The 25,196-nt window shown below is 73.5% G+C and carries 21 protein-coding genes; 5 read left to right on the top strand and 16 right to left on the bottom strand.

Going from position 1 to position 25,196, the window contains the following annotated elements:
* Positions 1 to 4 precede the first annotated feature (4 nt).
* From BMX65_RS11515 to BMX65_RS11460, 12 genes are all read right to left on the bottom strand, one after another.
* A complete protein-coding gene (locus tag BMX65_RS11515; protein WP_075000104.1) occupies positions 5 to 844 on the bottom strand; it encodes an EboA domain-containing protein in 840 nt (279 codons plus the stop codon).
* The gene (locus BMX65_RS11510) at positions 838 to 1,752 is read right to left on the bottom strand and encodes a sugar phosphate isomerase/epimerase family protein (RefSeq protein ID WP_075000103.1); all 915 of its coding nucleotides are present in this window, start codon (positions 1,750 to 1,752) and stop codon (positions 838 to 840) included. Before BMX65_RS11510 ends, BMX65_RS11515 begins: the two co-directional genes overlap by 7 nt.
* The gene (locus BMX65_RS11505) at positions 1,749 to 2,681 is read right to left on the bottom strand and encodes an SCO3242 family prenyltransferase (RefSeq protein ID WP_075000102.1); all 933 of its coding nucleotides are present in this window, start codon (positions 2,679 to 2,681) and stop codon (positions 1,749 to 1,751) included. Before BMX65_RS11505 ends, BMX65_RS11510 begins: the two co-directional genes overlap by 4 nt.
* Positions 2,678 to 3,958, bottom strand: coding sequence for an inositol-3-phosphate synthase (locus BMX65_RS11500; RefSeq protein WP_079171823.1), 1,281 nt, complete (start codon positions 3,956 to 3,958; stop codon positions 2,678 to 2,680). Before BMX65_RS11500 ends, BMX65_RS11505 begins: the two co-directional genes overlap by 4 nt.
* 214 nt (positions 3,959 to 4,172) lie before the next feature.
* Entirely contained in the window at positions 4,173 to 5,540 is a 1,368-nt protein-coding gene (locus BMX65_RS11495; RefSeq protein ID WP_075000101.1) for a ThuA domain-containing protein, read from the bottom strand.
* 13 nt (positions 5,541 to 5,553) lie between these two features.
* A complete protein-coding gene (locus BMX65_RS11490; RefSeq protein WP_075000100.1) occupies positions 5,554 to 8,016 on the bottom strand; it encodes a PQQ-dependent sugar dehydrogenase in 2,463 nt (820 codons plus the stop codon).
* 287 nt (positions 8,017 to 8,303) lie between these two features.
* A complete protein-coding gene (locus BMX65_RS11485; protein ID WP_075000099.1) occupies positions 8,304 to 9,302 on the bottom strand; it encodes a sugar phosphate isomerase/epimerase family protein in 999 nt (332 codons plus the stop codon).
* 9 nt (positions 9,303 to 9,311) lie between these two features.
* Positions 9,312 to 10,526, bottom strand: coding sequence for a Gfo/Idh/MocA family protein (locus BMX65_RS11480; protein WP_075000098.1), 1,215 nt, complete (start codon positions 10,524 to 10,526; stop codon positions 9,312 to 9,314).
* Positions 10,527 to 10,650: 124 nt separating this feature from the next.
* Positions 10,651 to 11,736: a substrate-binding domain-containing protein gene (locus tag BMX65_RS11475; protein ID WP_075000097.1), complete on the bottom strand. Its 1,086-nt coding sequence runs from the start codon at positions 11,734 to 11,736 to the stop codon at positions 10,651 to 10,653.
* Positions 11,733 to 12,743 carry an ABC transporter permease gene (locus tag BMX65_RS11470; protein WP_075000096.1) on the bottom strand — a complete coding sequence of 337 codons (1,011 nt, stop codon included), beginning with the start codon at positions 12,741 to 12,743 and terminating at the stop codon, positions 11,733 to 11,735. Before BMX65_RS11470 ends, BMX65_RS11475 begins: the two co-directional genes overlap by 4 nt.
* A gap of 127 nt (positions 12,744 to 12,870) precedes the next feature.
* Positions 12,871 to 14,373, bottom strand: a complete 1,503-nt coding sequence (locus BMX65_RS11465) for a sugar ABC transporter ATP-binding protein (RefSeq protein ID WP_075000095.1) — start codon at positions 14,371 to 14,373, stop codon at positions 12,871 to 12,873.
* Between the two features lie 193 nt (positions 14,374 to 14,566).
* Positions 14,567 to 15,748 carry an ROK family transcriptional regulator gene (locus BMX65_RS11460; protein WP_075000094.1) on the bottom strand — a complete coding sequence of 394 codons (1,182 nt, stop codon included), beginning with the start codon at positions 15,746 to 15,748 and terminating at the stop codon, positions 14,567 to 14,569.
* Between the two features lie 209 nt (positions 15,749 to 15,957).
* Here BMX65_RS11460 and fdhD point away from each other — a divergent pair, with 209 nt between their 5' ends.
* A complete protein-coding gene (gene fdhD, locus BMX65_RS11455) occupies positions 15,958 to 16,845 on the top strand; it encodes a formate dehydrogenase accessory sulfurtransferase FdhD (RefSeq protein ID WP_075000093.1) in 888 nt (295 codons plus the stop codon).
* A 55-nt stretch (positions 16,846 to 16,900) separates the two neighbouring features.
* Here the strand turns inward: fdhD and BMX65_RS11450 are convergent, their stop codons facing one another.
* Entirely contained in the window at positions 16,901 to 17,929 is a 1,029-nt protein-coding gene (locus tag BMX65_RS11450) for a bile acid:sodium symporter family protein (protein WP_075000303.1), read from the bottom strand.
* A 361-nt stretch (positions 17,930 to 18,290) separates the two neighbouring features.
* On the opposite strand from BMX65_RS11450, the gene BMX65_RS11445 reads away from it, so the two are divergent.
* Both BMX65_RS11445 and BMX65_RS11440 read left to right on the top strand, forming a co-directional pair.
* Complete coding sequence (locus BMX65_RS11445) at positions 18,291 to 20,117, top strand: AMP-dependent synthetase/ligase (RefSeq protein ID WP_075000092.1); 1,827 nt, start codon at positions 18,291 to 18,293, stop codon at positions 20,115 to 20,117.
* Between the two features lie 137 nt (positions 20,118 to 20,254).
* Positions 20,255 to 21,094, top strand: a complete 840-nt coding sequence (locus BMX65_RS11440; protein ID WP_075000091.1) for an aldo/keto reductase — start codon at positions 20,255 to 20,257, stop codon at positions 21,092 to 21,094.
* A 34-nt stretch (positions 21,095 to 21,128) separates the two neighbouring features.
* Here the strand turns inward: BMX65_RS11440 and BMX65_RS11435 are convergent, their stop codons facing one another.
* Positions 21,129 to 21,524, bottom strand: coding sequence for a 4a-hydroxytetrahydrobiopterin dehydratase (locus BMX65_RS11435; protein ID WP_338068939.1), 396 nt, complete (start codon positions 21,522 to 21,524; stop codon positions 21,129 to 21,131).
* Here BMX65_RS11435 and BMX65_RS11430 point away from each other — a divergent pair.
* Together BMX65_RS11430 and BMX65_RS11425 are read left to right on the top strand one after the other, a co-directional pair.
* Complete coding sequence (locus tag BMX65_RS11430) at positions 21,523 to 22,350, top strand: helix-turn-helix domain-containing protein (RefSeq protein ID WP_075000090.1); 828 nt, start codon at positions 21,523 to 21,525, stop codon at positions 22,348 to 22,350. The genes BMX65_RS11435 and BMX65_RS11430 overlap by 2 nt on opposite strands.
* A gap of 21 nt (positions 22,351 to 22,371) precedes the next feature.
* Positions 22,372 to 22,680, top strand: a complete 309-nt coding sequence (locus BMX65_RS11425; protein ID WP_075000089.1) for a YrhK family protein — start codon at positions 22,372 to 22,374, stop codon at positions 22,678 to 22,680.
* A gap of 230 nt (positions 22,681 to 22,910) precedes the next feature.
* On the opposite strand, the gene BMX65_RS11420 is transcribed toward BMX65_RS11425, so the two are convergent.
* The gene (locus BMX65_RS11420; protein WP_075000088.1) at positions 22,911 to 23,921 is read right to left on the bottom strand and encodes a TolB family protein; all 1,011 of its coding nucleotides are present in this window, start codon (positions 23,919 to 23,921) and stop codon (positions 22,911 to 22,913) included.
* Entirely contained in the window at positions 23,918 to 25,192 is a 1,275-nt protein-coding gene (locus BMX65_RS11415; RefSeq protein ID WP_075000087.1) for an MFS transporter, read from the bottom strand. Before BMX65_RS11415 ends, BMX65_RS11420 begins: the two co-directional genes overlap by 4 nt.
* Between the last annotated feature and the right edge of the window lie 4 nt (positions 25,193 to 25,196).

Raw genomic sequence — 25,196 nt, 5'->3', positions numbered from 1 at the left:
CTGGCTACGGCTCGGGGGACGGGCGGGGCGGGGTCGGCGGTGCGGGGGCTGAACGCGACGGGGGTGGTGGGTGGGGCGGGCGGGGCGAGTGGGAGGACTTCCCGGTCTCCCCCGGCGCCGCGAGCCGGGCCAGCCGCAGTGCGCGGTCGAGGTCCTCGGGCACGGAGCGGCCCGCCGCGGTGCGCTCGTGCGCGTAGTCCTCCAGCATCCGGGCGAGTTCCTCGTCCCCCGAGGCCCGGTGCGCCAGCCCGGCCAGCGCGGCCAGTGGTACGCCGGTGAACAGGCACTTGAGCACGCCGTGCCGCCACTGGTGCGCGTCCAGGTGCGCTGCGGCGTACGGCCCGAGCGCGGCGGCGATCAGCCGGGTGTCGTTGGTCCGCAGCGCGTCCTCGACCAGTTCGAGTGCTGCCGCCGGTTCGGGGGGCGGGTCCAGCTGCGGCAGGGCCAGCAGGACGGCCCGCCGCTCGTCGCCGGTGCCGTGCCGGTAGAGCCGGGTCAGCTCCCGGGTGCCGGGGGCGGCCGCGTGCAGGATGAGGACGCGGGCGGCGTCGACCGGGTCCGGCGCGTCGGTGCTGTCCGCGGCCGCCCCGCGGCAGATGCGGCCGGCGCGGGCGAAGTGCAGTTCCCAGCGCGGGAGGCGGGGTACGGAGTGGGTGCGGGTCGCGGGGGTCCGGGTGCCGGACGGTGGGCTCGCGGTCGGCCGGACACCGGCCGGTGGGGGGTCGGCGTCCGTACGGTGCCGGTCGTCCGCCGCTTCGGCCAGCGCCCGGTGCAGCCAGTCGCGGGCCTCCGCGGCCAGTCGCAGCTCCAGGCCGGTGCGCAGGGAGGCGAGCGGGGTCAGCACGGGATCTCCTCCTGCGGCAGGGTGCCTTGCCGCGCCGGGGGCGCCGCCTCGGCCTCGGCGGCGGTCAGGAACGCGAGCGAGTCGGCGGCGCGGGAGGGGCCGGCGTGCGAGTCGCGAGGCAGTTCGACGGTGACCAGGCCGTCGTAGTCCGCCTCGCGCAGCGCCGCCAGCACCGGCGGGAAGTCGATCTCACCGTCGCCGAACGGCAGGTGGGTGTGGTCGCCGCGCCGCATGTCCTCGATCTGCACATGCCGCAGCCAGGGTGCCGCCTCCCGGACGCAGTCGGCCGGGGGGCGTGGTTCCAGGCACTGGCAGTGGCCGATGTCGAGTGTGACGCCGAGGAGTTCGGGGCTGCCGAGTGCGGTGCGCAGTCGGTGGAACCCGGTCAGGTCCGCCAGCAGATGGCCGGGTTCCGGTTCGACGGCCACCGGGACGCCCGCCGCGCCCGCGGCGTCCAGCACCGTGCCGATGCCGTCCGCCAGCCGCGTCCAGCCGGTGTCCGGGGCTGTGCCGGTCGGGAGGGGGCCGCTGAAGCAGTGCACGGCGTGGGCGCCGAGGTCCGCGGCGACGCGTACGGCCTTGAGCAGCAGGTCGGTGCGGGCGGTGCGGGCTTCCGCGTCCGGGTCGAGCAGCGTGGGGTGGTGTTTGCGGCGCGCGTCGAGCACGTAGCGCGCTCCGGTCTCGACGGTGGCCGTCAGCCCGTGGCGGGCCAGCGCGCGGCCCACCTCGGCGGTGCGGGCCGGGAGCCGGGGGGCGAGCGGGTCGAGGTGCATGTGGTCGAGCGTCAGCCCGACGCCCGCGTACCCGAGGTCGGCGAGCAGTCCGAGGGCGTCCTCGAGCCGCAGGTCGGCCAGGCCGTTGGTGCCGTAGGCGTAGCGCAGTGCGGAGGCGGTCCTGGGCGGGGTCATGTGGGGCTGACCTTCCGGGAGAGGCGGCGGGCGACGGGCAGCAGGCCGAGCAGTGCCGCGGCGGAGAGCGAACCCGCGGTCCGGGCCCGCGGCGGGTGGGAGGAGCGGCAGGCACGCGCGGTGAGCGCGGCCTGGAGCGGGATCATGGCGCGGATCCCGCCGCCCACCGCGCGCTGGAGCAGCGGCGGCGAGGGGTTGAGGGCGGCGTGTGCCAGCGGTCGAGCGGCTGTCGCCGCGTAGGCGGTGCACGCCGCGAGGGTCAGCGGTGCCCGCTGCCGTGCCAGCAGAGCCGTGGTCGCCGCCACCGCGCCCAGTGCCGCGAGCGGCACCGCCGGGGCACCGCCTTCCGCCTCGCGCCGGGAGACGGAGGTGACCGCGAGGGTGTGTGCCCCCATGAGGGCGGCCGCGCCCAGCACCGGTGCGGGGCCGGGCCCCGGCGGGAGTGCGGATGTGCCGTCGGTCCCGGGTGCGGCGGGGCGCTCGGTGGCCGCCGCGCCCAGGAGTACGTCCAGGGAGCGGGCCGCCGCCATGGCCGCGGGACCGGCCGGGGTGTGCTTGAGGCGGAGGTCGTAGGCCCACACGGTGGTGGCCAGCGCGGTGGCCGTGAGGAGCGGGAGCCGCCCGGCGCGGGCGGCCAACGCCAGTCCGGTCGCGGTCAGTCCGGTCGCCGCCGCGAGGGCCGCTCGCGGCTGGATGCGGCCCGAGGGCAGCGGCCGCTGCGGTCGCTCGCGGGCATCCTCCTCCTGGTCGGCCCAGTCGTTGAGCGCCATGCCCGCCTCGTACAGGCACAGCGAGGCCCCCGCGGCCAGCGCCGTCCCCCGGCCCGGGCCGCTGCCGCCCGCCACGGCGCCGACCACCGCGTCGCCGGGCACGGTCGAGACCGCGGAGATCCGCAGGAGCTGCGCCCAGGCGGCTGCCCGGCCGGTCACCGGGCGGACCCGGCGCCGTCGGTGGCCCCGGCTGCGGCATCGTCGGCGGCCCCGGCTCCGGCACGATCGGCGACCCCGCCGCGCTCGTCCGTTCCGGCGCCGTCGTGCGGCGCGGGCCGGAAGCCGCGGGCGAGGTCGAGCAGGGCCCGCCACTGCCCGGGCAGGTCGGCCGGACCGCTGTCGGGGTCCTTGAAGTAGAAGCCCAGTCCGGGCACCGGACCGGTGAGGCCGCGTTCGTCGGCGCGGGCGACCAGCCGGGCCAGGTCGAGGACGAGTGGGGCGGCCAGGGCGGAGTCGCAGCCCTGCCAGGTGGTCTGGAGCACCATGCGGGAGCCGAGGAAGCCGTCGAAGGCGATGTGGTCCCAGGCGGTCTTCCAGTCGCCCATCGCCGGGACGTCGTCGATGTGCACCTCCCCCTCGGGGAGGGTGCCGAGGTTGTCGGCCAGGACCCGCGCCTTGCCCGCGTTCTTGGCGGCCGCGGCCGCGGGGTCGGCGAGTGCCGCGCCGTCCCCGCCGCCGAGCAGGTTGGTGCCGCTCCAGGCGCGTACGGCCAGCGCGCGCTGCGCGAACATCGGGGCCAGCACCGAGCGCAGCAGGGTCTGCCCGGTCTTGCCGTCCCGCCCCGCGTACGGGACGCGGGCGGTCCGGGCCGCTGCGGCCAGCCGGGGGTGGTGGAGCCCGGCGGACGGGGTGAAGTTGACGTACGGGCACCCCGCGCGCAGGGCCGCTGCCGCATAGCGGGAGCTGGGCGGCAGGGGGGTGTGCGCGCTGCCCGGCGCTTCCCCGGGCTCGGGCGGGGGCGGCTCGGTGCTGGCCACATTGATCACCACGGTGCGGGCCAGGCCGTGGGTGCGGGTGAACTCGGTGAGGTCGGCCGCGTACCCGGCGATCAGGTCCTCCTCCGCACCGGTGTCCTCCGCGGCCGGTCCGGCCGCCGGGGCGCCGGGGCGGAGAGCGGCGTCGGCGGCGGCGAGTTCGGCGCGCACCGCCGCGGGCAGGCCGTGCGGGATCACCCCGGCTTCGGCCAGCGCCTCGGCCCGCTTGGGGAGCGGGCAGGAGGCGGTGTCGTGTCCGCCGAACACGAGGGAGTCGAGCGGTGGCAGGGCGGCATCGGCGAAGGGTCCGGTCTCGGTGACCATCCCGACGGGTGGGTGCAGCCGGGCCGCGAGCGCCGCGGCTCCGGTGATCGCGGTGGTCGCCACGGAGCCCCTGGCGCCGATGAGCCACACCCCGGTACGGGGCGGCCGGAGGCCGGAGCTGTCGGTGCGGTCGGTCACGGTGTCCTCCCTGATGCTGCTGCGTACGAGGGGCCGCGGGTGGGCGGGAGCGCGGGGCCGGCCGCGCCCGGCCCCGCGGCGGCCGGGCCGGGCAGGACGGGCCCGGCTGCGGGCCCGGCTGCGGGCCCAGGCCGTCCGGGTCCGAGTCGCCCGGTCCGGACAGCGGGACGGCCCGGACAGCGGGACGGCCGGGTGGCCGGTGGGATCAGCGGGGTCAGCGGGGTGCCGACGCACGGATGCGCACGTCGCGGAAGGCGACCTCGTCCCCCTCCCCGTGGTTCTGCAGCCCCACGTATCCGTCCGTGAGGCTCCGGGCCGGGTCGGTGTTGGTGAAGTCGTTGATCAGTACGCCGTTGAGGTGGACGCGCAGCCGCTCGCCCTCGACCCGGATCTCGTAGGTGTTCCACTCCCCCGGCGGATTCAGTGCGGCGTCCCGTGCCGCGAGGTCGGCCGACTGGAAGCCGTAGACCGCCCCGGTGGTCCGGTCGTCGGCGTCGGTGGCGTCGATCTGGATCTCGTAGCCGCGGTCCACGGCCGACCAGGGGTCGTCGGAGGCGGGGAAGCCGACGAAGACACCGGAGTTGTCGTCCCCGTCGGCACTGGCCATCCGCCAGTCGAGCTTGAGCGAGTAGGAGCCGTACGAGCGGGCGGCGTACCACAGCAGGCCCATCCCGCCGCGGGTGGTGAGGGTGCCGTCGGCGCTCTCCTCGAACGAACCGGGACCGGCCTGCCGCCACTCCTCGGTTCCGGGACCGTCGCCGGTTCCCTCGTACAGCGTCGTGTAGCCGGTCTCCGGACGGCAGTCGGCCCGCGCCGCGCCGGTCGCGTACCGGATGCCGCCCAGCAGGTGCGCGCGGAAGGCGGGGTCGGCCCAGGACTCCCGGGTGTGCCCGGCGCCGGTGTGGAAGGCGCGGCCGCCCGCGTACTCCTGGCACCAGGCCAGCGGGTGCTCCTCGCCCATCGTGCCGCCGGTGTAGGAGTCCTCGTCCAGGGACGCCAGGATGCGGGCGTGCTCGCGCGGATCGGAGCGGTAGTTGTACCACTCGTCGGTGCGCTCCCAGTCCGCGCCCAGGTGCGCGGTGGCGGGGTGGGCGCGGTCCTCGATCCGCACCGTGGCGGGCTGGATCGCCGGATGGGACGCGAAGTAGGCGCCCGCGAGTCCGCCGTACCACTCCCAGTCGTACTCGGTGTCGGCCGCGGCGTGCACGCCCACGTAGCCGCCGCCGTCGCCGATGTACTCCTCGAAGGCCGCCTGTTGGCGCGGGTCGAGCACGTCGCCCGTCGTCGAGAGGAAGACGACGGCGTCGTACCGGGCCAGCTTCTTCGGGGTGAAGGCGGCGGCGTTCTCGGTGGCGTCGACGGTGAAGCCGTGCTCGGCGCCGAGTTCCCGCACGGCGGCGATGCCGTCGGGGATGGAGTCGTGGCGGTATCCGGCGGTCTTGGAGAAGACCAGCACGCTGCCCGCCGCCTGCTCGTGTCCGCCGGGGTGCTGCGCGGCCTGGCTCGGCGCGGCGAGCGCGCCGGCCAGCAGTGCACCGGCTGCCAGGGTGAGGCGGGCGCGAGGGGTGGGTGCCCGGTTCATGCGCGTCCTCCGTTCAGCCGGTGGTGACGGTGAAGCTGTCCAGGTCGTAGAGCGCCCCGTCGCCTCCGGTGAAGACGAGGCACAGCGCGCCCGCGTCCTCGGGGACGCCGCTGAGGTCGGCGCTCACCTCGGTCCAGCCGTCCGTGGCGGAGATCTGCGCGGTGCCCAGCAGGGGGCCGTCGGGGCCGTCGGCGCGGACTTCGAGCGCGGCGTCAGCGGTGCCGGCCACCCGGGCGGTGAGCTGGGTGACGTCGGCGGGCGCGTACGGCTCGTAGGCGATCCACTGGCCGTCCCGCGCCCCGGTGACGGCCTTGCCGCCCTCGGCTCCGGCGGCCTCGCCCGTGCTGACGCCGTCCGCCGCGCCGGTGAAGTGCTCGGCCTGGCGGTGCTTGGGCTGCAGGATGCTCTGCCCGTGGCTGGTGAGCGGGGGTTGTCCGTTGGCGCCGTTGTCGGTGTAGGAGGCGTCGAAGACGCCGAAGATGTCGGCGTTCGGGTCGTGTTCCCCGTCGGCGAGGGTCTTGATGGTGCCCTTGCAGCCCTTGGCGGAGGTGAGGGGGTGGCCGTGGCTGTCGTGGCCGAGGATGTAGGCGACCTCGACCCGGGAGCAGTCGATCTGCTCCTCCTCGGGGTCGGTGACCTGCACCTCGAAGGGGATCTCGTCGCCGAAGGAGAAGGGCTGCCCGTCGGCGGGGAGCTTCAGTTCGACCTGGGGCGCCGTGTTGCCGACGGTGATGTGCACGCTGGCGGAGCCGGTACGGCCGGAGGGGTCCTCGGCGGTGACGGTCGCGGTGTAGGTGCCGTTCGTCTCGTAGGTGTGGGTCGGTTCGGCCTCGTCGGAGGTCGCGCCGTCGCCGAAGTCCCAGCTCAGTTCGGTCGTGTCGCCGTCCTGGTCGGTGGCCTCGGCGGAGAAGGAGACGGTGAGCGGGGCCTGGCCGTCGCTGATGTCGCTGCTCGCCTCGACGACGGGGCTGTGCCCGTCGGTGGCGTTCTCGATGCGGTAGAGGGCGGAGTTCTCGTCGCCGTTGAAGTAGCCGGTGCCGTAGTCGAGGACGTACAGCGCACCGTCGGGGCCGAAGTCCATGTCCATGACCTGGGTCCCGGACCACGGGAAATCGTTGATCCGCACGTCGCCGCCGTCGCGGTCCTGCTCGACGCGCTTGATCCAGCGGCGGCCGAACTCTCCGGCGAAGAAGTCCCCGTCGTACTCGCGGGGGAAGGCCACCGGGGAGTCGGAGTGGGGGTCGTAGCGGTAGACGGGGCCGCCCATCGGGGACTCGGAGCCGTCGCCGAACTCGGGCACCGAGTCGCCGTCGTAGGGGATCCACGCCGGCTGGGCAGCGGGGAGCCGGGTGCGTCCGGTGTTGCGGGGAGAGGTGTTGCGCGGCGCGGCGCAGTCGAACTTCTCGCCGGAGGTGCCGGTGGCGAAGTCGTAGTCCGTGTAGGCGTCGTTCTTGCCGGTGCAGTACGGCCAGCCGTAGTTGCCCGGGCGGGTGACACGGGCGAACTCGACCTGGCCCGCGGGGCCGCGCTGCGGATCGGCGGTGCCCGCGTCCGGTCCGTAGTCGCCGACGTAGACGGTGTCGGTCTTCTTGTCGACGGTCATCCGGAAGGGGTTGCGGAAACCCATCGCGTAGATCTCGGGCCGGGTCTTCGCGGTGCCCGGCCGGAAGAGGTTGCCGCGGGGAATCGTGTAGGAGCCGTCCTTGCGGACCGTGATGCGGAGGATCTTGCCGCGCAGGTCGTCGGTGTTGCCGGCGGAGCGCTGCGCGTCGAAGGCGGGGTTGCGGTCGGCGCGCTCGTCGATGGGGGTGTAGCCGTCCGACTGGAAGGGGTTGGAGTCGTCGCCGGTCGACAGGAGCAGGTTGCCCTTGGAGTCGAAGGCGATGTCTCCGCCCACGTGGCAGCAGGTGCCGCGGTCGGCGGGGACGTCGAGGACCTTGTGCTCGCTGGACTCGTCCAGGGTGCCGTCGGGGCGCAGGACGAACCGGGAGAGGCGGTTGACACCGGCGAACTTCTCGAAGTCGGCGGCGGTGCCGGTGTCGGGCGCGTCGCCCTCGGGGGTGTCGAGCGGCGGCGCGTAGTAAAGGTAGACGAAGTGGTTCTTGGTGAAGCGCGGGTCGACCCCGACGCCCTGCAGGCCCTCTTCGTCGTGGTTGTAGACGTCGAGGCGGCCGGCGGTCTTCGTGTTGCCCTGCGCGTCGGTGAGCCGCAGGGTGCCGTCGCGTGAGGTGTGCAGTACGGAGCGGTCGGGCAGCACGGCCATCGTCATGGGCTCGCCCGTCTCGGCCACGCCCTTGGCGAGGGTCACCTGCTGGAAGTCGCCGGCGGCGGGCTGGGCGGCCTTGTCCGGGGCGGTGGTGGCGGGTGCGTCGGCGGCCTGGGCGGCGACCGCGGTCGCGCCGGTGAGCAGGAGGGCGCCGACGAGTGCGGCGACGCGGGTGCGGAGACATCGTTGTCCGCGGGGTCGAGTGTGCACAGCGGATCCTCCCTGGTGGGGGTGGGTTGACTGGTGCCGTGCGCTGCGCCCGCGCTGCGCTGGAGGGGGCGCTGTTGTCCCGTACGCCTCAAGGACGGTAGCGGCGTTTATCCGGAGCGGGAACCCCTTTGACGCGCATCCCCGGTAGTTTTGTCCACGCGCAGGACAAAGGCCCGGGAGCACGCGAAGACCTCGCCCGACCGCACCGAGGCGGAGGCGCGCAGGACGGAGCCGGGGGCACCCGGGAGGGTTCCCCCCGGGGCCCCGCAACGGCGCCGTACGGCGGGTCAGTTGCCGAACGCGGAGTCGAACGAGGCGCTCGGCGGTTCGTAGTCGAAGGCCCGCAGCCGCGCCAGGGCCTCCGGGGCGCCGGCCAGACGGTCCATCCCGGCGTCCTCCCACTCGACGGACACCGGCCCCTCGTAGCCGATGGCCCGCAGCATCCGGAAGACGTCCTCCCAGGCGACATCGCCGTGCCCGGCCGAGACGAAGTCCCAGCCCCGGCGCGGATCGCCCCACGGCAGATGCGAGCCGAGCCGCCCGTTGCGGCCGTCCAGCCGGCGCCGGGCCTCCTTGCAGTCGACGTGGTAGATCCGGTCCCGGTAGTCGTAGAGGAACCCGGCCGGGTCCAGGTCCTGCCACACGAAGTGCGAGGGGTCGAAGTTGAGGCCGAAGGCGGGCCGGTGCCCGACCGCCTCCAGGGCGCGCTGGGTGGTCCAGTAGTCATAGGCGATCTCGCTGGGGTGCACCTCGTGCGCGAACCGCACGCCCTCGGCGTCGAAGACGTCCAGGATCGGGTTCCACCGCTCGGCGAAGTCGGCGTAGCCGCGGTCGACCATCTCCGGGGGCGTCGGCGGGAACATGGCCACCAGGTGCCAGATGGAGGAGCCGGTGAAGCCGACGACGGTGCGCACACCGAGCGCCGCGGCGGCCCGCGCGGTGTCCTTCATCTCCTCGGCGGCCCTGCGGCGCACCCCCTCGGGGTCGCCGTCCCCCCAGATGCGCGGGGCGACGATGGCGCGGTGGCGCTCGTCGATGGGGTGGTCGCAGACGGCCTGCCCGGTGAGGTGGTTGGAGACCGCCCAGCACTCCAGGCCGTACGTGTCCAGCAGGCGCCGCCTGCCGTCCACATATCCGGGCTCGTGCAGCGCCTTGCCGACCTCGAAATGATCGCCCCAGCAGGCCAGTTCCAGTCCGTCGTAGCCGAAGTCGCGGGCGAGGCGGCAGACCTCCTCCAGCGGCAGGTCGGCCCACTGCCCGGTGAAGAGGGTGAACTTTCGTGCCACGGTGACCTCCTAGGCGGTTGCCGCGGCCGCCCCGGCCGCGGATGCCTCGTGCTGGACCGGTGTGTAGACGCAGTCCCGCCCGGCGCTCTCCTCGACGGCGGCCAGCACCCGCTGGACCTGGAGCCCGTCGTCGAAAGAAGGGGCCGGCGCAGTGCCCGTCGCGACGGCGTGCACCAGATCGCGGGCCTGGTGGGTGAAGGTGTGCTCGTAGCCGAGGCCGTGGCCGGGCGGCCACCACGCCTCCAGGTAGGGATGGTCGTGCTCGGTGACCAGGATGCGGCGGAATCCGGCCTCCCCCGCGGTCTGGGTGTGGTCGTGGAACTCCAGCTCGTTGAGGCGCTCCAGGTCGAAGGCGAGGGAGCCGAGAGTGCCGTTCAGCTCGACGCGCAGCGCGTTCTTGCGGCCCGCGGCGACCCGGGTGACCTCGAAGGAGGCCAGCGCCCCGGAGCCGAACCTGCCGGTGAAGACCGCGGCGTCGTCCACGGTGACCGGGCCCCGCTCCCCGTCCGGTTCGCCCTCCCGCAGCGGGCGCTCCCGCACGAACGTCTCGGTCTGCGCCGAGACTCCGGCCAGCGGGGCACCGGCCAGATGCTGGGCGAGGTCGACGGCGTGCGCCCCCAGGTCGCCGAGGGCTCCGGAGCCGGCCGCCTCCCGGCGCAGCCGCCAGGCCAGCGGGAAGGCGGGGTCGACCAGCCAGTCCTGGAGGTAGCACACCCGCACGTGCCGCAGCTCCCCCAGTCTGCCGTCCGCCACCATGCGGCGCGCGAGCGCCAGCGCGGGGGTGCGGCGGTAGTTGAAGCCGACCATGGCGACCTGGCCGCGCTCCCGGGCCGCGCGCGCCGCCGCGGCCATGGCCTCGGCCTCCTCGACCGTGTTGGCCAGCGGCTTCTCGCACAGCACGTGCTTGCCCGCCGCCAGCGCCGCGATCGCGATCTCGGCGTGGCTGTCGCCGGGTGTGCAGATGTCGACGAGCTGGACGTCCGGGCGGGCGATCAGCGCCCGCCAGTCGGTCTCGGCGGCGGCCCAGCCCAGCCGCTCGGCGGCCGTGCGCACGGCCGCCGGGTCCCGCCCGCACACGGCGGCCAGCGCGGGCCGCAGCGGCAGGTCGAAGACCCGCCCCACGGTGCGCCAGCCCTGCGAGTGCGCCTGGCCCATGAAGGCGTAGCCGACCATGCCCACGCCCAGGGGCGGCGCGGCGGCGGGCGCGGTGCTGTCGTACGGCATCGAGGTCCTCCCTCTTGAGGGACTCCTGCTCCGGCCCCGGGCCGGAAGGTGCCCCCGGATCTGCGTCAGCGGTCCGGACGGTGCGGCGGGCGGTCCCGGCGAACGGGGCCGCCGGCCCGGGCTGTCAGGTGAAGCCGATCGGGAGGTACTCCTCGACGTTCTTCTCGGTCACCACCGCGGAGTAGAGCGTGACCTGGGCGGGGATCTCGTACTCGGCCATGCCCGCGATGCCCTTGCCCTGGCCGAGGGCGCGGGCCAGGTCGATGGCGGAGGCGGCCATGGTGGGCGGGTAGAGGACGGTGGCCTTGATGACGCTGTCACCGTCCTTGATGGCCTGCATCACGCGCTTGGACCCGGCGCCGCCGACCATGAAGAACTCGTCCCTGCCCGCCTGCTTGATGGCGCGTTCGGCGCCCACGCCCTGGTCGTCGTCGTGGTTCCACAGGGCGTCGAAGCTGCGCTGGGCCTGGAGGAGCTCGGACATCTTCTGCTGCCCGGACTCGACGGTGAACTCGGCGGCCTGCCGGGCGACCTTCTTGACGTTCGGGTAGTTCTCGAGCGCGTCGTCGAACCCCTTGGTGCGCTGCCGGGTCAGCTCCAGGTTGTCGATCCCGGCGAGTTCCACGACCTTGGCGCTCTTCTTGTCCTTGAGCTGTTCGCCGATGTAGTGCCCGGCGTTGAGGCCCATGCCGTAGTTGTCGCCGCCGATCCAGCAGCGGTACGCCTGCTGCGAGGAGAAGACCCGGTCGAGGTTGACCACGGGGATGCCGGCCCGCATGGCCTTGAGGCCGACCTGGGTGAGGGCCTTGCCGTCGGCGGGGAGCACGACGAGCACGTCGACCTTCTTGTTGATGAGCGTCTCGACCTGGCCCACCTGGGTGGCGTTGTCGTTGGAGCCCTCGGTGGCCTCCAGGGTGACGTCCTGGTACTTCCCGGCGCGCTTCTTCGCCTGGGTGGTGATGGCGTTGAGCCAGCCGTGGTCGGCCTGCGGACCGGCGAAGCCGATGGTGACCTTCTTGCCGGGCTTGTCGTCGGCGACCTCGGCGCCCGCCGAGTCCGTGTCCGCGTCGTCGTTGTTCTCGTTGCTGGTGCAGCCGGTGGCGAGGAGGGCCGCTCCGGCTGCCGCGGTACCGAAGAGCATGCTGCGGCGGCTGGTGGCCGGGAGGCGGGACTCGGGTGGGGTGTCGGGGGTGCTCGGTCTGATGTTCATGGTGTGGAACGACCCTTCTGGACCAGGACGGCCGCGACGATGATCGCGCCCTTGGCGATCTGCTGGATGTCCGTCTGGAGGTTGTTGAGGGCGAACAGGTTGGTGATGGTGGTGAAGACCAGGACGCCGAGCACCGAGCCGAGGATCGTGCCGCGACCGCCGCTGAGCAGCGTGCCGCCGATGATCGCGGCTGCGATGGCGTCGAGTTCGTACAGGTTGCCGTTGGTGTTCTGGCCCGAGCCGGTGAGGATGACGAGCATGAACGCGGCGATCCCGCAGCACAGTCCGGAGAGCAGGTAGAGCAGCAGCCGCTGCCGTCGCACGGCGATGCCGGCCAGCCGGGAGGCTTCGGGGTTGCCGCCGACCGCCACCGTGCGGCGTCCGAAGGTGGTGCGGTTGAGCAGCAGCCAGCCGAGCACGCAGACGAGCGCGAACACCAGCACGATGGGCGGGACGCCCAGCACATAGGAGTCCTTGACGCCCAGGTCGAGCACGGCGTCGACGGTGACGACCTGCGTCCTGCCGTCGCTGATCTGCAGCGCCAGTCCCCGGGCCGAGGCGAGCATGGCGAGGGTGGCGATGAAGGGCACCATCGGCCCGTAGGCGACCAGCAGCCCGTTGACGAGTCCGCAGCCGACGCCGACCAGCACGCTGCACAGCAGCATCCCGCCGAGGCCGAAGTCCTGGGTGGCCAGCGTCGTCGCCCACACCGAGGCGAGCGCGACGACGGCGCCCACCGACAGGTCGATGCCACCTCCGATGATCACAAAGGTGACGCCGACGGTGACGACGCCGATGACGGACGCCTGGGTGAGGACGAGGCGGAGGTTCTCGGCCGCCAGGAACTCGTCGGGTTTGGTGATCGCCCCGACGACGGCGAGCGCGGCCAGCACCCCGATGAGCGAGAGATGGCGCACGTCGAGCGGGAGGCGGCGGACGGCGGGTGGCCGGTCCGCCGGGGGTGCGGGCGCACCGGGCTCACTGGTCGCGGTTGCTGGTGAGTTCATGACGGGTCACCTCTGAGGGGACGGAGGCCGGTGGGTGGATGCGCGGGCGCCGCCCGCCGGAGGGCGGGCGCGGCCGCGCGGCCCGCTGTCGCACCCCGGCAGGGGCCGGGAGGTGCGGGGGCGCCGCTCATTCCGGGGTGCTTTCCATCACGAGGTCGAGCACCCGGTGCTCGTCCAGTTCGTGCGAGGGGGCCGCATGCACCACCCGGCCCTCGCGCAGCACCAGCACCCGGTCGGCGAGGCCGAGGACCTCGGGCAGCTCGCTGGAGACGAGCAGTACGCACACCCCGGAGTCGGCGAGCCGCCGGATGACGGCGTACAACTCGGCGCGGGCGCCGACGTCGACGCCGCGGGTCGGCTCGTCCAGCAGCAGCACCCGGCAGCCGCGCAGCAGCCAGCGGGCCAGCACCGCCTTCTGCTGGTTGCCGCCGGAGAAGGTGCGCACCGGCCGTTCGGGGTCGTCGGGGCTGAGCGCCAGCTCGCGGGTGCGGCTGCGGGCCTCGGCGCGCTCCCGGGCCCGGTCCAGCCAGCCGCCGCGGGAGAAGCGGGGCAGCGAGGAGACGGAGACGTTGCGGGTGACCGACTCCAGCATCAGCAGCGCCTGGGACTTGCGCTCCTCGGGCGCCAGTCCCAGCCCGGCACGTACGGCGGCGGGGATGCTGCCCGGACGCAGCGGCCTGCCGTCCACCAGGACGCGTCCCGCGGTGGGGCGGCGTGCGCCGTAGAGCGTCTCCAGCAGCTCCGAGCGGCCGGAGCCCACCAGCCCGGCCAGCCCCACGATCTCGCCGGGCCGCAGTTCCAGGTCGAGCGGCTCGAACTCGCCTGCCCGCGCCAGCCCTTCGGCGACCAGTACCGGCTCGGCGCGGGGCGCGTCCTGCGCCGAGCGGCGCGGGAAGACCTGCCGTGCGTCCCGGCCCGTCATCCTGGCGACCAGTTCGTCGGTGGGTGTGCTGCGGGCCGGCAGGTCGCGGGCGGCGACCCGGCCGTCCTTGAGGACGGAGACCCGGTCCCCGATCCGGCGGATCTCCTCCAGCCGGTGGGAGATGTAGACGACGGCGACGCCGTCGGCCGTCAGGTCGCCGACGATCCGGAAGAGGTTGTCGACCTCGTCGGGGTCGAGCGCCGCGGACGGCTCGTCCATCACGATCAGCCGTACGTCGTGCGAGAGGGCCCGGGCCATGGACACGATCTGCGCTCCGGCGGCGGAGAGGGAGCCCACGAGCGCGGCCGGGTCGATCTCGGGGTGCCCGAGCCGGGCCAGCAGTTCCGCCGTCCGAGCCCGCGCCGCACGCGGGCGGACCAGGCCGCGGGTGGCGATCTCGTGGCCGAGGAAGACGTTCTCCGCCACCGACACGTGCTCCACCAGGTCGAGTTCCTGGTAGATGGTGGCGATGCCCAGCCGCATCGCGGAGACCGGGGTGGGCAGCCGGACCCGCTCGCCGCGCCAGGCGATCTCACCGCCGTCGGGCTGGTGGGCGCCCGCGAGCACCTTGATGAGGGTGGACTTGCCCGCGCCGTTCTGGCCGAGCAGGCAGTGCACCTCGCCTTCCTCGACATCGAGGTCGACACCGTCCAGCGCACGGACACCGGGGAACGATTTGGTGATTCCGGACATAGTCAACAGGGGCATGCAGGACCTCCGTCCCAGGGGTCGTACGGGAGTTCGCCGTGCGGGAGCGGTGCCGTCGATCAGTTGCTGGTGCGGTGCGCTGCGCTGTGCGTCGTACGAGCCGGGGCACTTCGCCGGCCGGGGACCGGGGAGGTGGTGCGTGCGTGCGGTGCGGTGCGGTGTGTGCGGTGTCCGGGGGCGCCGGGACCAGGGGCTACGCGGGCGAGAACAGGTGGTCGCTGGTGAGCCGGGCGGCGCCCGTCACCCCTGCGACCTGCCCCAGTTCGCCCAGGACGATGGGGAGGTTGCCGGTCGCCAGCGGCAGCGACTGGCGGTAGACCTGGGTGCGGATGCTGGCCAGCAGGGTGTGGCCGAGCCCGGTGACACCGCCCCCGATGACCACCAGGCCGGGGTTGAAGAAGCTGACCAGGCTCGCGATGACCTGGCCCACCCGGGCGCCGCCGTCCCGGATGAGGTCGAGCGAGGTGCCGTCCCCAGCGGAGGCGGCGGTGGCGATGTCGGCCGCGTCCAGCCGCCCCTTCTCCGCCAGCAGCCGGGCCAGTTCGGGCGACCGGCCCTCCCGGGCGGCCTCCTCCGCGTCCCGGGCGAGGGCGGCGCCGCCGAAGTACGCCTCCAGGCAGCCGCGGTTGCCGCAGGCGCACTGGCGGCCGTCGGGTTCGACCTGGATGTGGCCGATGTCGCCTGCGCTGCCGGTGGTTCCGCGGTGCACCTCACCTCCGACGACCACTCCGCAGCCGATCCCGGTGCCGATCTTGACGCAGAAGAAGTCCCGCACCGAACGCGCGACCCCGGCCTGCATCTCGCCGGTCGCCATCAGGTTCACGTCGTTGTCGACCATCACCGGGCAGCCCAGTTCCTGGCTGAGCGCCTCCCGGACGGGGAAGCCGTCCCAGCCGGGCATGATCGGCGGTGCGACCGGTGTGCCCTCCGGGAATCGGACGGGCCCGGGAACCCCGATGCCCGCGCCGTCGAATCCGTCGGCGACCCCGCTGTCGCGGAGCTTGGCCACCATCGCCAGCACCTGGTCGAAGACCGCGACGGGGCCTTCGCGGACGTCCATGGGCTGGTTGAGGTGGCCCAGGATCTCCAGTTCCGGGTTGGTGACCGCGACGTCGACGGAGGTGGCGCCGATGTCGACCCCGAGGAAGCGGAGGCCGGGCGCCAGCCGGATGTTGTGCGAGCGGCGCCCGCCCCGGGAGGCGGCGAGGCCGTCCGCGACGACCAGCCCCGTCTCCAGCAGCCGGTCCACCTCGACGGCCAGCTTGGAGCGGGACAGGTCGACCCGGTCCCCGAGTTCGGCGCGGGAGCGCGGGCCGCCGTCACGCAGCAGGCGGAGCAGCCGCGCCTGGTGCGCGTTCGCGGGCCGTGCAGTCATGCGCCTCACCGCTACCCCTCCAGCCGTACGTGTCGGCGTCGTGTCCGGGAAAGTACGGGGAACGTAGCAGCGGCGGCCGACGTTGGAAAGAAGTTCTGCACAAACCCGTGCGACTTCTTCCTGAGAATGGACAAAGACTGCCGGCCGCCACGCCCCGCAGCGGCCGACCGGTTGCCTTAGGGTCGGAGCGACCAGGAGGTGAGGGCACCATGGGCAGGGTCACCGCGCGACGCCCCGTCGTACGCGTCCGGGAGGGCGCGGTCAGCACACGTCCGGACACCCTCGTCACCGAAGAGCCGCTGGAGATCCGGCTCGGCGGCAGGCCGCTGGCGGTCACCATGCGCACCCCCGGCGACGACTTCGCGCTGGCGACCGGGTTCCTGGTCAGCGAGGGAGTCGTCGCCGCTGCCGAGGACGTCGCCGGGATCTCCTACTGCGGAGACGCCCGCGACGAGGACGGCGCCCGCACCTACAACACGGTCGACGTGCGCCTCGCCCCGCACCTCCCCGCACCCGACCTCGCCGGGCTGGAGCGCAACGTCTACACCACGTCCTCCTGCGGGCTGTGCGGCAAGGCCAGTCTGGACGCGGTCCGCACCACGGCGCACTGGGAGCTCGACCGGGCACGTCCGCACGGCCTCGGCACCGCGCTGCTGGCCGGACTTCCGGACCGGCTGCGCGCCGCCCAGCGGGTGTTCGACCGGACGGGCGGGCTGCACGCGGCGGCGCTGTTCTCGGCCACCGGCGAACTCCTCGACGTACGCGAGGACGTGGGACGGCACAACGCCGTGGACAAGGTGGTGGGCCGCGCGGCGCAGGAGGGCGCGCTCCCGCTGCGCGACGCGCTGCTGATGGTCTCGGGGCGCGCCTCGTTCGAACTGGCGCAGAAGGCGGTGATGGCGGGCATCCCGGTACTGGCGGCCGTCTCGGCGCCGTCGTCGCTCGCCGTCGACCTGGCGGAGGAGGCCGGGCTGACCCTGGTCGGGTTCCTGCGCGGTTCCTCGATGAACATCTACGCGGGGGCGCACCGGCTGACACTGCCGACCGCGTCGGCCGAGGCGGTCTCGTCGGCTGGGCCGGCCGCGGGCGCCGGCTGAGCCGACTGCGGGGGGGGCAGCCCAGCCGGGGCGCGCGGCACGCTGGTGCCGCCTGTCAGCCGCGGACCGTGCTCGGGCAGGGTGCGGCGGTGTCCCGTTCGGGCACCGGTTCCGCACCGGTGCCCGGAGCGGACGGCTCCCGGGCCCACCGCCGGGCCAGGTAGGCGCAGACCAGCAACTGCATCTGGTGGAAGAGCATCAGCGGCAGGACGGCCACGCTCGCCTCGGCGCCGAAGAGCACGCTGGCCATGGGCAGTCCGGCGGCCAGGGACTTCTTGGAGCCCGCGAAGCAGATGGTCAGCCGGTCGGCCCGCTCGAAGCCCAGCCGGCGAGCCCCGCACCAGGTCAGTCCCAGCATGGCGGCCAGCAGGAGGGCTTCCACACCGAGCAGGGCCGGTAGCCGGGCGGGACTGACCGCACTCCAGACTCCCTCGGTCATGCCCTGGCTGAAGGCGGTGTAGACGACGAGCAGCACCGAGGAGCGGTCCACGTACCCCAGCGCCCGCTTGTGCCGGGTCAGGAAGCCGGCCAGGCGGCGGCGCAGCAGTTGCCCCGCGAGGAAGGGCGCCAGCAGTTGGGCGGCGATGCCGAGCAGGCCGTCGGCGGAGAGCGCGGCCCGGCCGCCGATGAGCCAGGCGGCCAGCAGCGGGGTGGCGAGCATGCCGAGCAGGCTGGAGTAGGTGCCCGCGCAGATGGCGGCGGGCACGTTGCCCCGGGCCAGCGCGGTGAAGGCGATCGACGACTGGATGGTGGAGGGGACGAGGCAGAGGAAGAGCAGCCCGTCCTGGAGCTGCGGGGTGAGCACATAGGGGACGAGCCCGCGGGAGGCGAGCCCCAGCAGCGGGAAGACGACGAAGGTGCATGCCACGACGGCCAGGTGCAGCCGCCAGTGGCGGAGCCCGTCCACCGCCTCGCGGGTGGACAGCCGGGCCCCGTAGAGGAAGAAGAGCAGGCCGACGGCCGCCTTGGTGGCCCAGGTGAACCCGTGCGCGACCCCGCCCGATGCGGGCAGCAGGACGGCGACCAGCACGGTGGCCACCAGCAGCAGGATGTAGGGGTCCAGGAGGCGGGCGATGCGGCGCATGCCGACCAACATACCGATCTGCGGAATCGCTCTTCCGGAATCCTCGGAAGCCCCGGAAGCACCGGGAGCACCGGGAGCACCGGGAACACACCCCGGCGGCCCCGTGGGACGCCGCTCCCCCCGCTGTCACACCAGCCTCCGACGACCCGCACCTTTCGCAAACGCTCCGGTTCGCTCGCGAATATTCCGTGCAGAATTCCGGCGGGCGGGGAAACGGCCTCGCGGTCATCCGCGAGGGGGTCGGCGAACTGTCCCAATTGACCGACTGACCTGCATCGACACCCCTGCCGATCACGGCCTGCCATCGGATACGGTCCTCGCGCGGTGCCACCTGGCACTGCGCAGTCGAGGAGCAGAGCCTTTGCGCGAGTTCACCGTTCCGGCCCTGACGACCACGCCCCAGGTCGGCGGGGTGGCCGATGCCGTCTTCGCGCACGCCGACCGGACCCCCCACCTGCCGCTGCTCGCCCGCAAAGGTCCGGACGGCGACTGGCAGGACGTACCGGCGGCACAGTTCCGGGACGAGGTCATGGCCGTCGCGAAGGGGCTGCTGGCCCAGGGCGTCCGGTTCGGCGACCGCGTGGCGCTGATGTCGCGTACGCGCTACGAGTGGACGCTGCTGGACTTCGCGCTGTGGACACTCGGTGCCCAGTCCGTGCCCGTCTACCCGACCTCCTCGGCCGAACAGGTCGCCTGGATGCTGTACGACGCCGAGGTGACGGCCGCGGTGGTCGAGCACGAGGACCACGCGATGACCATCGGTTCGGTCGTCGACGGGCTGCCGCGGCTGGAGAAGCTGTGGCAGTTCGACTCCGGCGCGGTGCGGGAGCTGATCGCCGCGGGGGCGCACCTCGAGGACGAGGTCGTCCACCGGCACCGGCTCGCGCTCACCCCGGACACGGTCGCCACCGTCATCTACACCTCCGGGACCACCGGCCGCCCCAAGGGCTGTGTGATCACGCATGCGAATTTCATGGCCGAGACCGACAACATCATCGCCCGGTACGACCGGGTCTTCAGCGCCAAGGCCGGGGAGCAGGGCTCCCTGCTGCTGTTCCTGCCGCTGGCCCACGTCTTCGGCCGGATGGTGGAGGTCGCGGCGGTGCGGGCCGGGCTCAAGGTGGGGCACCAGCCGGAGATGACGGCGCGGGCGCTGCTGCCCGACCTGGCCGCGTTCCGCCCCACCTTCATCCAGGCGGTCCCCCACCTGTTCGAAAAAATCTTCGCGAGCGCGCGGCGCAAGGCCGAGTCCGAGGGGCGCCTCGGCCCGTTCGAGAAGGCCGTGGAGGTGGCCGTCCGGTACGCGGAGGCCGTCGAGCACAAGGCGTTCGGCACCGGCCCGGGTCCCGGCGCCTCGCTGCGGATGCAGCACCAGTTCTACGACAAGTTCGTCTACGCCAAGCTGCGGGATGCCATGGGGGGCCGCTGCCGGTACGCCATGTCGGGCGGCTCGGCCATGGAGCGGCGGCTGGGGCTGTTCTTCGACGGCGCCGGAATGCGGATCTTCGAGGGCTACGGGCTGACCGAGACGACGGCCGCCGCCGTGGCCAATCCGCCCGAGCGCCCCCGCTTCGGCACCGTCGGGCAGCCGGTGCCCGGCACCACCGTGCGGATCGCCGAGGACGGTGAGATCCTGGTCAGCGGCGGTCAGATCTTCGGCGGCTATCTGAACAACGCGCGTGCCACCCAGGGCACCCTGCGCAACGGCTGGTTCGCCACCGGCGATCTGGGCGCGCTGGACGACGACGGCTATCTGACGATCACGGGCCGCAAGAAGGAGATCCTGGTGACCTCCAGCGGCAAGAGCGTCTCACCCGGCCCGCTGGAGGACCGCGTCCGCGAGCATCCGCTCGTCGGGCAGTGCATCGTGCTGGGGAACGACCGCCCGTACGTCTCCGCACTGCTCACGCTCGACGAGGAGGCGGTGCAGCACTGGCTCGCGATGCGCCAGAAACCCGAGACGGACCCCGCTGACCTGCTGCGGGACGAGGACTTGGAGACGGAGATGCGCAGGGCGGTGGTCGCCGCGAACACCCAGGTCTCCCAGGCGGAGTCGATCCGCACGTTCCGCATCCTCGCTGCACCCTTCACCGAGGAGGACGGACTGCTGACTCCGTCGCTGAAGCTGCGGCGCGCCGCGATCGAGGCGGCCTGCGCGGCCGAGATCGAGGCGCTGTACCGGGGCTGAGCGCGATCCGGTCCCGGACCTGCACGAAACTGTGTTCGACACGGAACAGATGTCCGGCGGTGCTCGTTGACCTCGGGGGCGGAAAAACGCCGACAGCGAAGCAACGCACGCACAACACTGAACGTAAGGACCCACGCGTGAGCAACGTTCCCACCATCACGCTCAACAACGGCGTCACGATGCCGCAGCTCGGCTTCGGCGTCTGGCAGGTGCCGGCCGACGAGGCGGCCACGGCGGTGACCACGGCGCTGGAGTCCGGCTACCGCAGCATCGACACCGCGGCGGCGTACGAGAACGAGGAGGGGGTCGGCCGGGCGCTGGCCGCCTCCGGCCTGCCCCGCGACGAGGTGTTCGTCACCACCAAGCTGTGGAACGCCGACCAGGGGTACGACACGACCCTGCGCGCCTTCGACGCCTCCCTCGCCAAGCTCGGCCTGGACTTCGTCGATCTGTACCTGATCCACTGGCCGATGCCGGAGGCCGACCGGTACGAGGAGACCTGGCGGGCCTTCGAGAAGATCCACGCCGACGGGCGCGCCCGCGCCATCGGGGTCTCCAACTTCCAGCCGGCCCACCTCAACCGGATCATCCAGCTCGGCGGGACGGTACCGGCCGTCAACCAGATCGAGCTGCACCCCAGGCTGCAGCAGTCGGTGCCGCGCGCCTTCCACGCCGACCACCACATCGCCACCGAGGCGTGGTCGCCGCTCGGGCAGGGCGGTGACCTGCTCGACGACCCGACGCTGGGCGGGATCGCCGAGCGGCACGGCAAGACCGTGGCGCAGGTGGTGCTGCGCTGGCACCTCCAGCTCGGCAACGTGGTGATCCCCAAGTCGGTCACCCCGTCCCGGGTGCGGGAGAACATCGACCTCTTCGACTTCGAGCTGAGCGGCGAGGAGATGGCCCGGATCGCGGAACTCAACACCGACACCCGGATCGGCCCCGACCCGGACACCATGAACTGGACCGGCGACTGACACCCGCCGAGGCCGCCGCCGCGGCGCGCGGCCCTCAGCTCGCCCCGTGGCCCGGCGCGATCTCCTCGATCCGCCGGGCCAGGGCGATGTCCAGCTCGGTGATCCGCCCGCCGACACTGTGCGTGTTGACGGTGACCGAGAGCGTGTTGTAGCCCAGCGTCAGCTCCGAATGGTGGTCGAGCTCCTCCTGCAGCGCCGCGATGTGCATCGCCATCGCCGCCGCGGGAAGGTGCCCCGGCAGGGAGTAGCTGCGCGAGACGCTGTCGCCGTCGGTCGTCCAGTGCGGGAGACCGGCCAGCGCCTGCTCGGTCTCCTCGGGGGTCAGCGGCTGGGGCGCCATGAGGGTCCCTTCCTCGATCGGCTGCGGGCCGGCCGGACGGCGGTCCGGGGCCCCAGCCTGCCATGCGGCGTCGGTTACCGTCTGGTCCATGACGCTTCTGTCCGGGACGCACTCCGATGCCCCTTCCGTCGGGACACTGCTGCGCGGGTGGCGCGAACGCGCGGCGCTCAGCCAGCTCGAACTGGCGCTGCGCGCCGACTCCTCCGCGCGCCACGTCAGCTTCATCGAGACCGGGCGCACCGCGCCCAGCCGGGAGATGGTCCTCAAGCTGGCGGCCACCCTGGACGTCCCGGTACGGGAACGCAACACGCTGCTGCTGGCCGCCGGCTTCGCGCCGGCTTTCGCCGCGACCCCGCTGGACGACCCGGCCCTCCGGGAGGTGCGGGTCGCACTGGAGCAGATGGTCGCCGCCTACCAGCCCTACCCCGCACTGGTGCTCGACGGCTGCTACACGGTGGTGGCCGCCAACACCGGCCTGGCCGCACTGCTGGAGGGGGTGGCCCCGCACCTGCTGGAACCCCCGCTGAACGCCATGCGGATCACCCTGCACCCCGAAGGGCTCGCGCCCCGCATCCGCAACCTCGCCGAGTGGCGGGGCCACCTCCTGGACCAGATGAGCCGGCAACTCGCCCTGCACCGCTCCCCCGCGCTGCGGGCCCTGCACGACGAGGTCGCCGCCTACCCGGTGCCGGACACGGACTCCCCCGCGCTCGGGGACGCCGCGGCTCCCGTGCCCGGGGACCGGCCGCAGTTCGCGCTGCCCCTGGTCATCGAGCACGGTGGACAGACCCTCTCGTTCCTGTCCACCATCGCCACCTTCAACACCCCGCTGGATGTGACCGTCTCCGAACTCGCCGTGGAGACCTTTCTCCCGGCCGACCCGGCGACGGCCAAGGCGCTGCACGGCACCGGGTGAGATCCGCTAGCGTTCCTGACCGTGTCTCACAACCCCCCACATCAGCACAGAAGCGGCAGTCTCACCCTGCATCTCGGCAAGGAGGAGCTGGTCGTCCGGCAGCGCTACGAGACGGCCAGCATCGCCAACGACGTCCTGATCGCGGTCTGGTTCCTCATCGGCAGCATCATGTTCTTCTCACCCGAGTGGACCCGCACCGGAACCTGGTGCTTCGTGTTCGGCAGCGTGGAGCTGCTGATCCGCCCGGTCATCCGGCTCACCCGGCAGTTGCACATCCAGAAGATGCGCGGCGGCACCCGGGGGATGACCGCCTCCTCCCAGGACTACTGACGTCCCCGCGCGGATCCCGCGGAAGGTTCCAGCCGCGCACGGCGGCCGAGAGGCGGTGGCGGGTCGCGCGGATCACCTCCGGTGTCGCCGCACAGGTGAAGCGGATCTCGGTGCGGTGCATGGCAGCAGGTCTCCCGGAGGTGTGAAGCGGTCACGGTTCCGGGCGCCGGCGGTTCGGCACCGGATGGGCCGGACGGGCCGGCCCACGGCCCGGAGGCCGAACACGCCGTTCACTGCGCCGCAGGGGCGGTGGTGCCGAGGGCGGCGGGGGATTCGGCGTCGGGGATCAGAACGCGGGGCGTGCCGGTGCCGTCGGCGGGGACCGCCCATACGTCGGCGCGGGCCCGCCCGCGGGGAACGGAGTAGGCGACGGTGTGCAGGTCGGTCCAGGCCGCCTGGTCGTCGACGCTGCGGGTCTCGGCGAGCGGGGTCACCCGGCCGGTGGCGAGGTCCAGCACCGACAGGCGCCAGCCGTGTGCCGGATCGCCGTCGCGCGCGTGCTTGAAGGCGATGCGGGTGCCGTCGGGCGAGAGGGAGGGACATTCCACGTTGTCCCTCAGCGTGCGCATGCGGTGGGTGGCCATGTCGCCGCGGACGAGGTAGCGGTGGCCGCCGGTGGACATGGTCGCGTAGAAGTGGCGGTCGTCGGGGGCGAAGGTGACACCCCAGAAGTTGCGGTCGGCGGCGCGGTAGCGCTTGCCCGCCACGGTGACCGCCCACTCCTCCAGGCTGGGGACGAGTTCCTGGGTCCGGGTGTCGAGGATGCCGGCGCGGGTGGAGAACTGTCCTCCGTTGTAGGAGTCGCCGGTGACGAAGACGGTCCAGGCCGCCATCCGGCCGCTGGGCGAGACCCGCGCCCGGTTCGGCACACCGACCAGGGGGATCTCCCGGACGGTGTGCAGGCGTGCGTCGAGGACCGCGAGCCGGTACGTCGTCAGGCCGCGGCCGAGGCGCAGGCACACCCCGGTGCCGCCGGCCGCGTACACCCTGGCGCACGACCGGGACGAGACGGCGCGCCTGCCCCCCGGGGTGCCGGCCGGGACGGAGACCAGCCGGCCGTCGCTGCCCGGCGCGGTGCTGCGGGCCACCAGCCGCGGCCCGGGGGTGAGCGAGACCCCGCCGGCTGTCGACCCGGCCGGTGACGCGCTCTTTCGGGCGTGGGCGATGGAGAGGGCCGCCAGGACGGCCAGCGCGACGACGGCCGCCGCCCCCGCGATCAGGCGTGCGCCACGGCGGGTCATGCCTCGGCTCCTTCATCGGTGTGGTCCCGCAGGAGGACGGCCGTGGCGGTGACGGCCAGCAGGGTGGCTCCGGCGGCGGCTGCGGTCGCCGCGGTGCTCCCCCAGCCGGACCAGGCCAGGCCGAAGGCGACGGAGGAACCGAAGTAGGCGAGCGCCTGGACGGTCTGCACACAGGCCAGGCCGGTGGTGCGCAACGCGGTCGGCAGGAGCGGACCGGCCAGGGCCATCAGGACTCCGTCGGTGGCGGCGTAGAAGGTGCCGTAGCAGCACAGCGCCGCCACGGTCAGCCGGGCGCCGGACAGTGGGCTGCTCAGCAGCAGGTAGACGGCGAGGAGCGCGCCGTAGCCGGCCAGCAGTACGGTGCGGCGGCCGAGCCGGTCAGCGAGCGAACCCAGCGGTGCGGCCAGGAGCAGGTAGACGAGGTTGGTGCCCACCGCCATGAGCGGGAACCAGCCCGCGGGCATGGACTGACGGCGCATCAGCAGCAGGTAGACGAAGCCGTCGCCGACTGTGGCGAGGCCCAGCAGCCCGGCGGCGCAGAGCAGTCTGCGCAGCGCCGGAGACCGCAGCAGCGCCCCGGCCCTGCGGAAACTGACGGCGGCCGGGGCGACGGAACGCTCGTCTCGGGGGTCGCGGGCGAGACCGGCCAGGGCCAGCAGTCCGGCGGCGGCGATGCAGAAGCTGGTGAGGAACAGGGCGTGGAAGGCTGCCGGGGAGGTCGCACCGACGACCGCGAGGAGGCCGAGGGCGGCCAGCGGCCCGGCGAAGGCACCCATGCTGTCCATCGTCCGGTGGATGCCGAACGCCCGGCCGAGCAGGGGTTCGGGGACCGAGAGGGTGATCAGCGCGTCCCGTGGCGCGGTGCGCAGTCCTTTGCCGGCCCGGTCGGCGACGATGACTGCGCCGAGGGCGGGCACGGAGGAGCCGGCGGCCACCAGACCCAGCTTGGCCAGGGCCGAGATGCCGTAGCCGGCCCCGGCGACGGCCTTGCGTCTGCGGGTCCTGTCGGCGGCGTAGCCTCCCACCAGCCGCAGCAGGGCGGTCGCTCCGGTGTAGAGGCCGTCCATCAAGCCGTAGGCGGCCGGTCCCATGTGGAGCGCAAGGGCGAAGTAGAGCGGCAGGACGGCGGTGACCATCTCCGCGGAGATGTCGGTGAGCAGGCTCACCGTTCCGAGCGCCAGGACGTTCGTACCGACCGCGGCGACGGTACCGCGCATGCCCCGGCGCGCGTGGTCGCCGCCTCGGGGTCGGTCGATGGTGGACAGGTACACGGCC

The sequence above is a fragment of the Streptomyces qinglanensis genome, assembly GCF_900111245.1.
GTDB classification, from domain to species: domain Bacteria; phylum Actinomycetota; class Actinomycetes; order Streptomycetales; family Streptomycetaceae; genus Streptomyces; species Streptomyces qinglanensis.
Note: the sequence above shows the minus strand (reverse complement) of the source record. Positions and strands in the feature narration are given on the sequence as shown.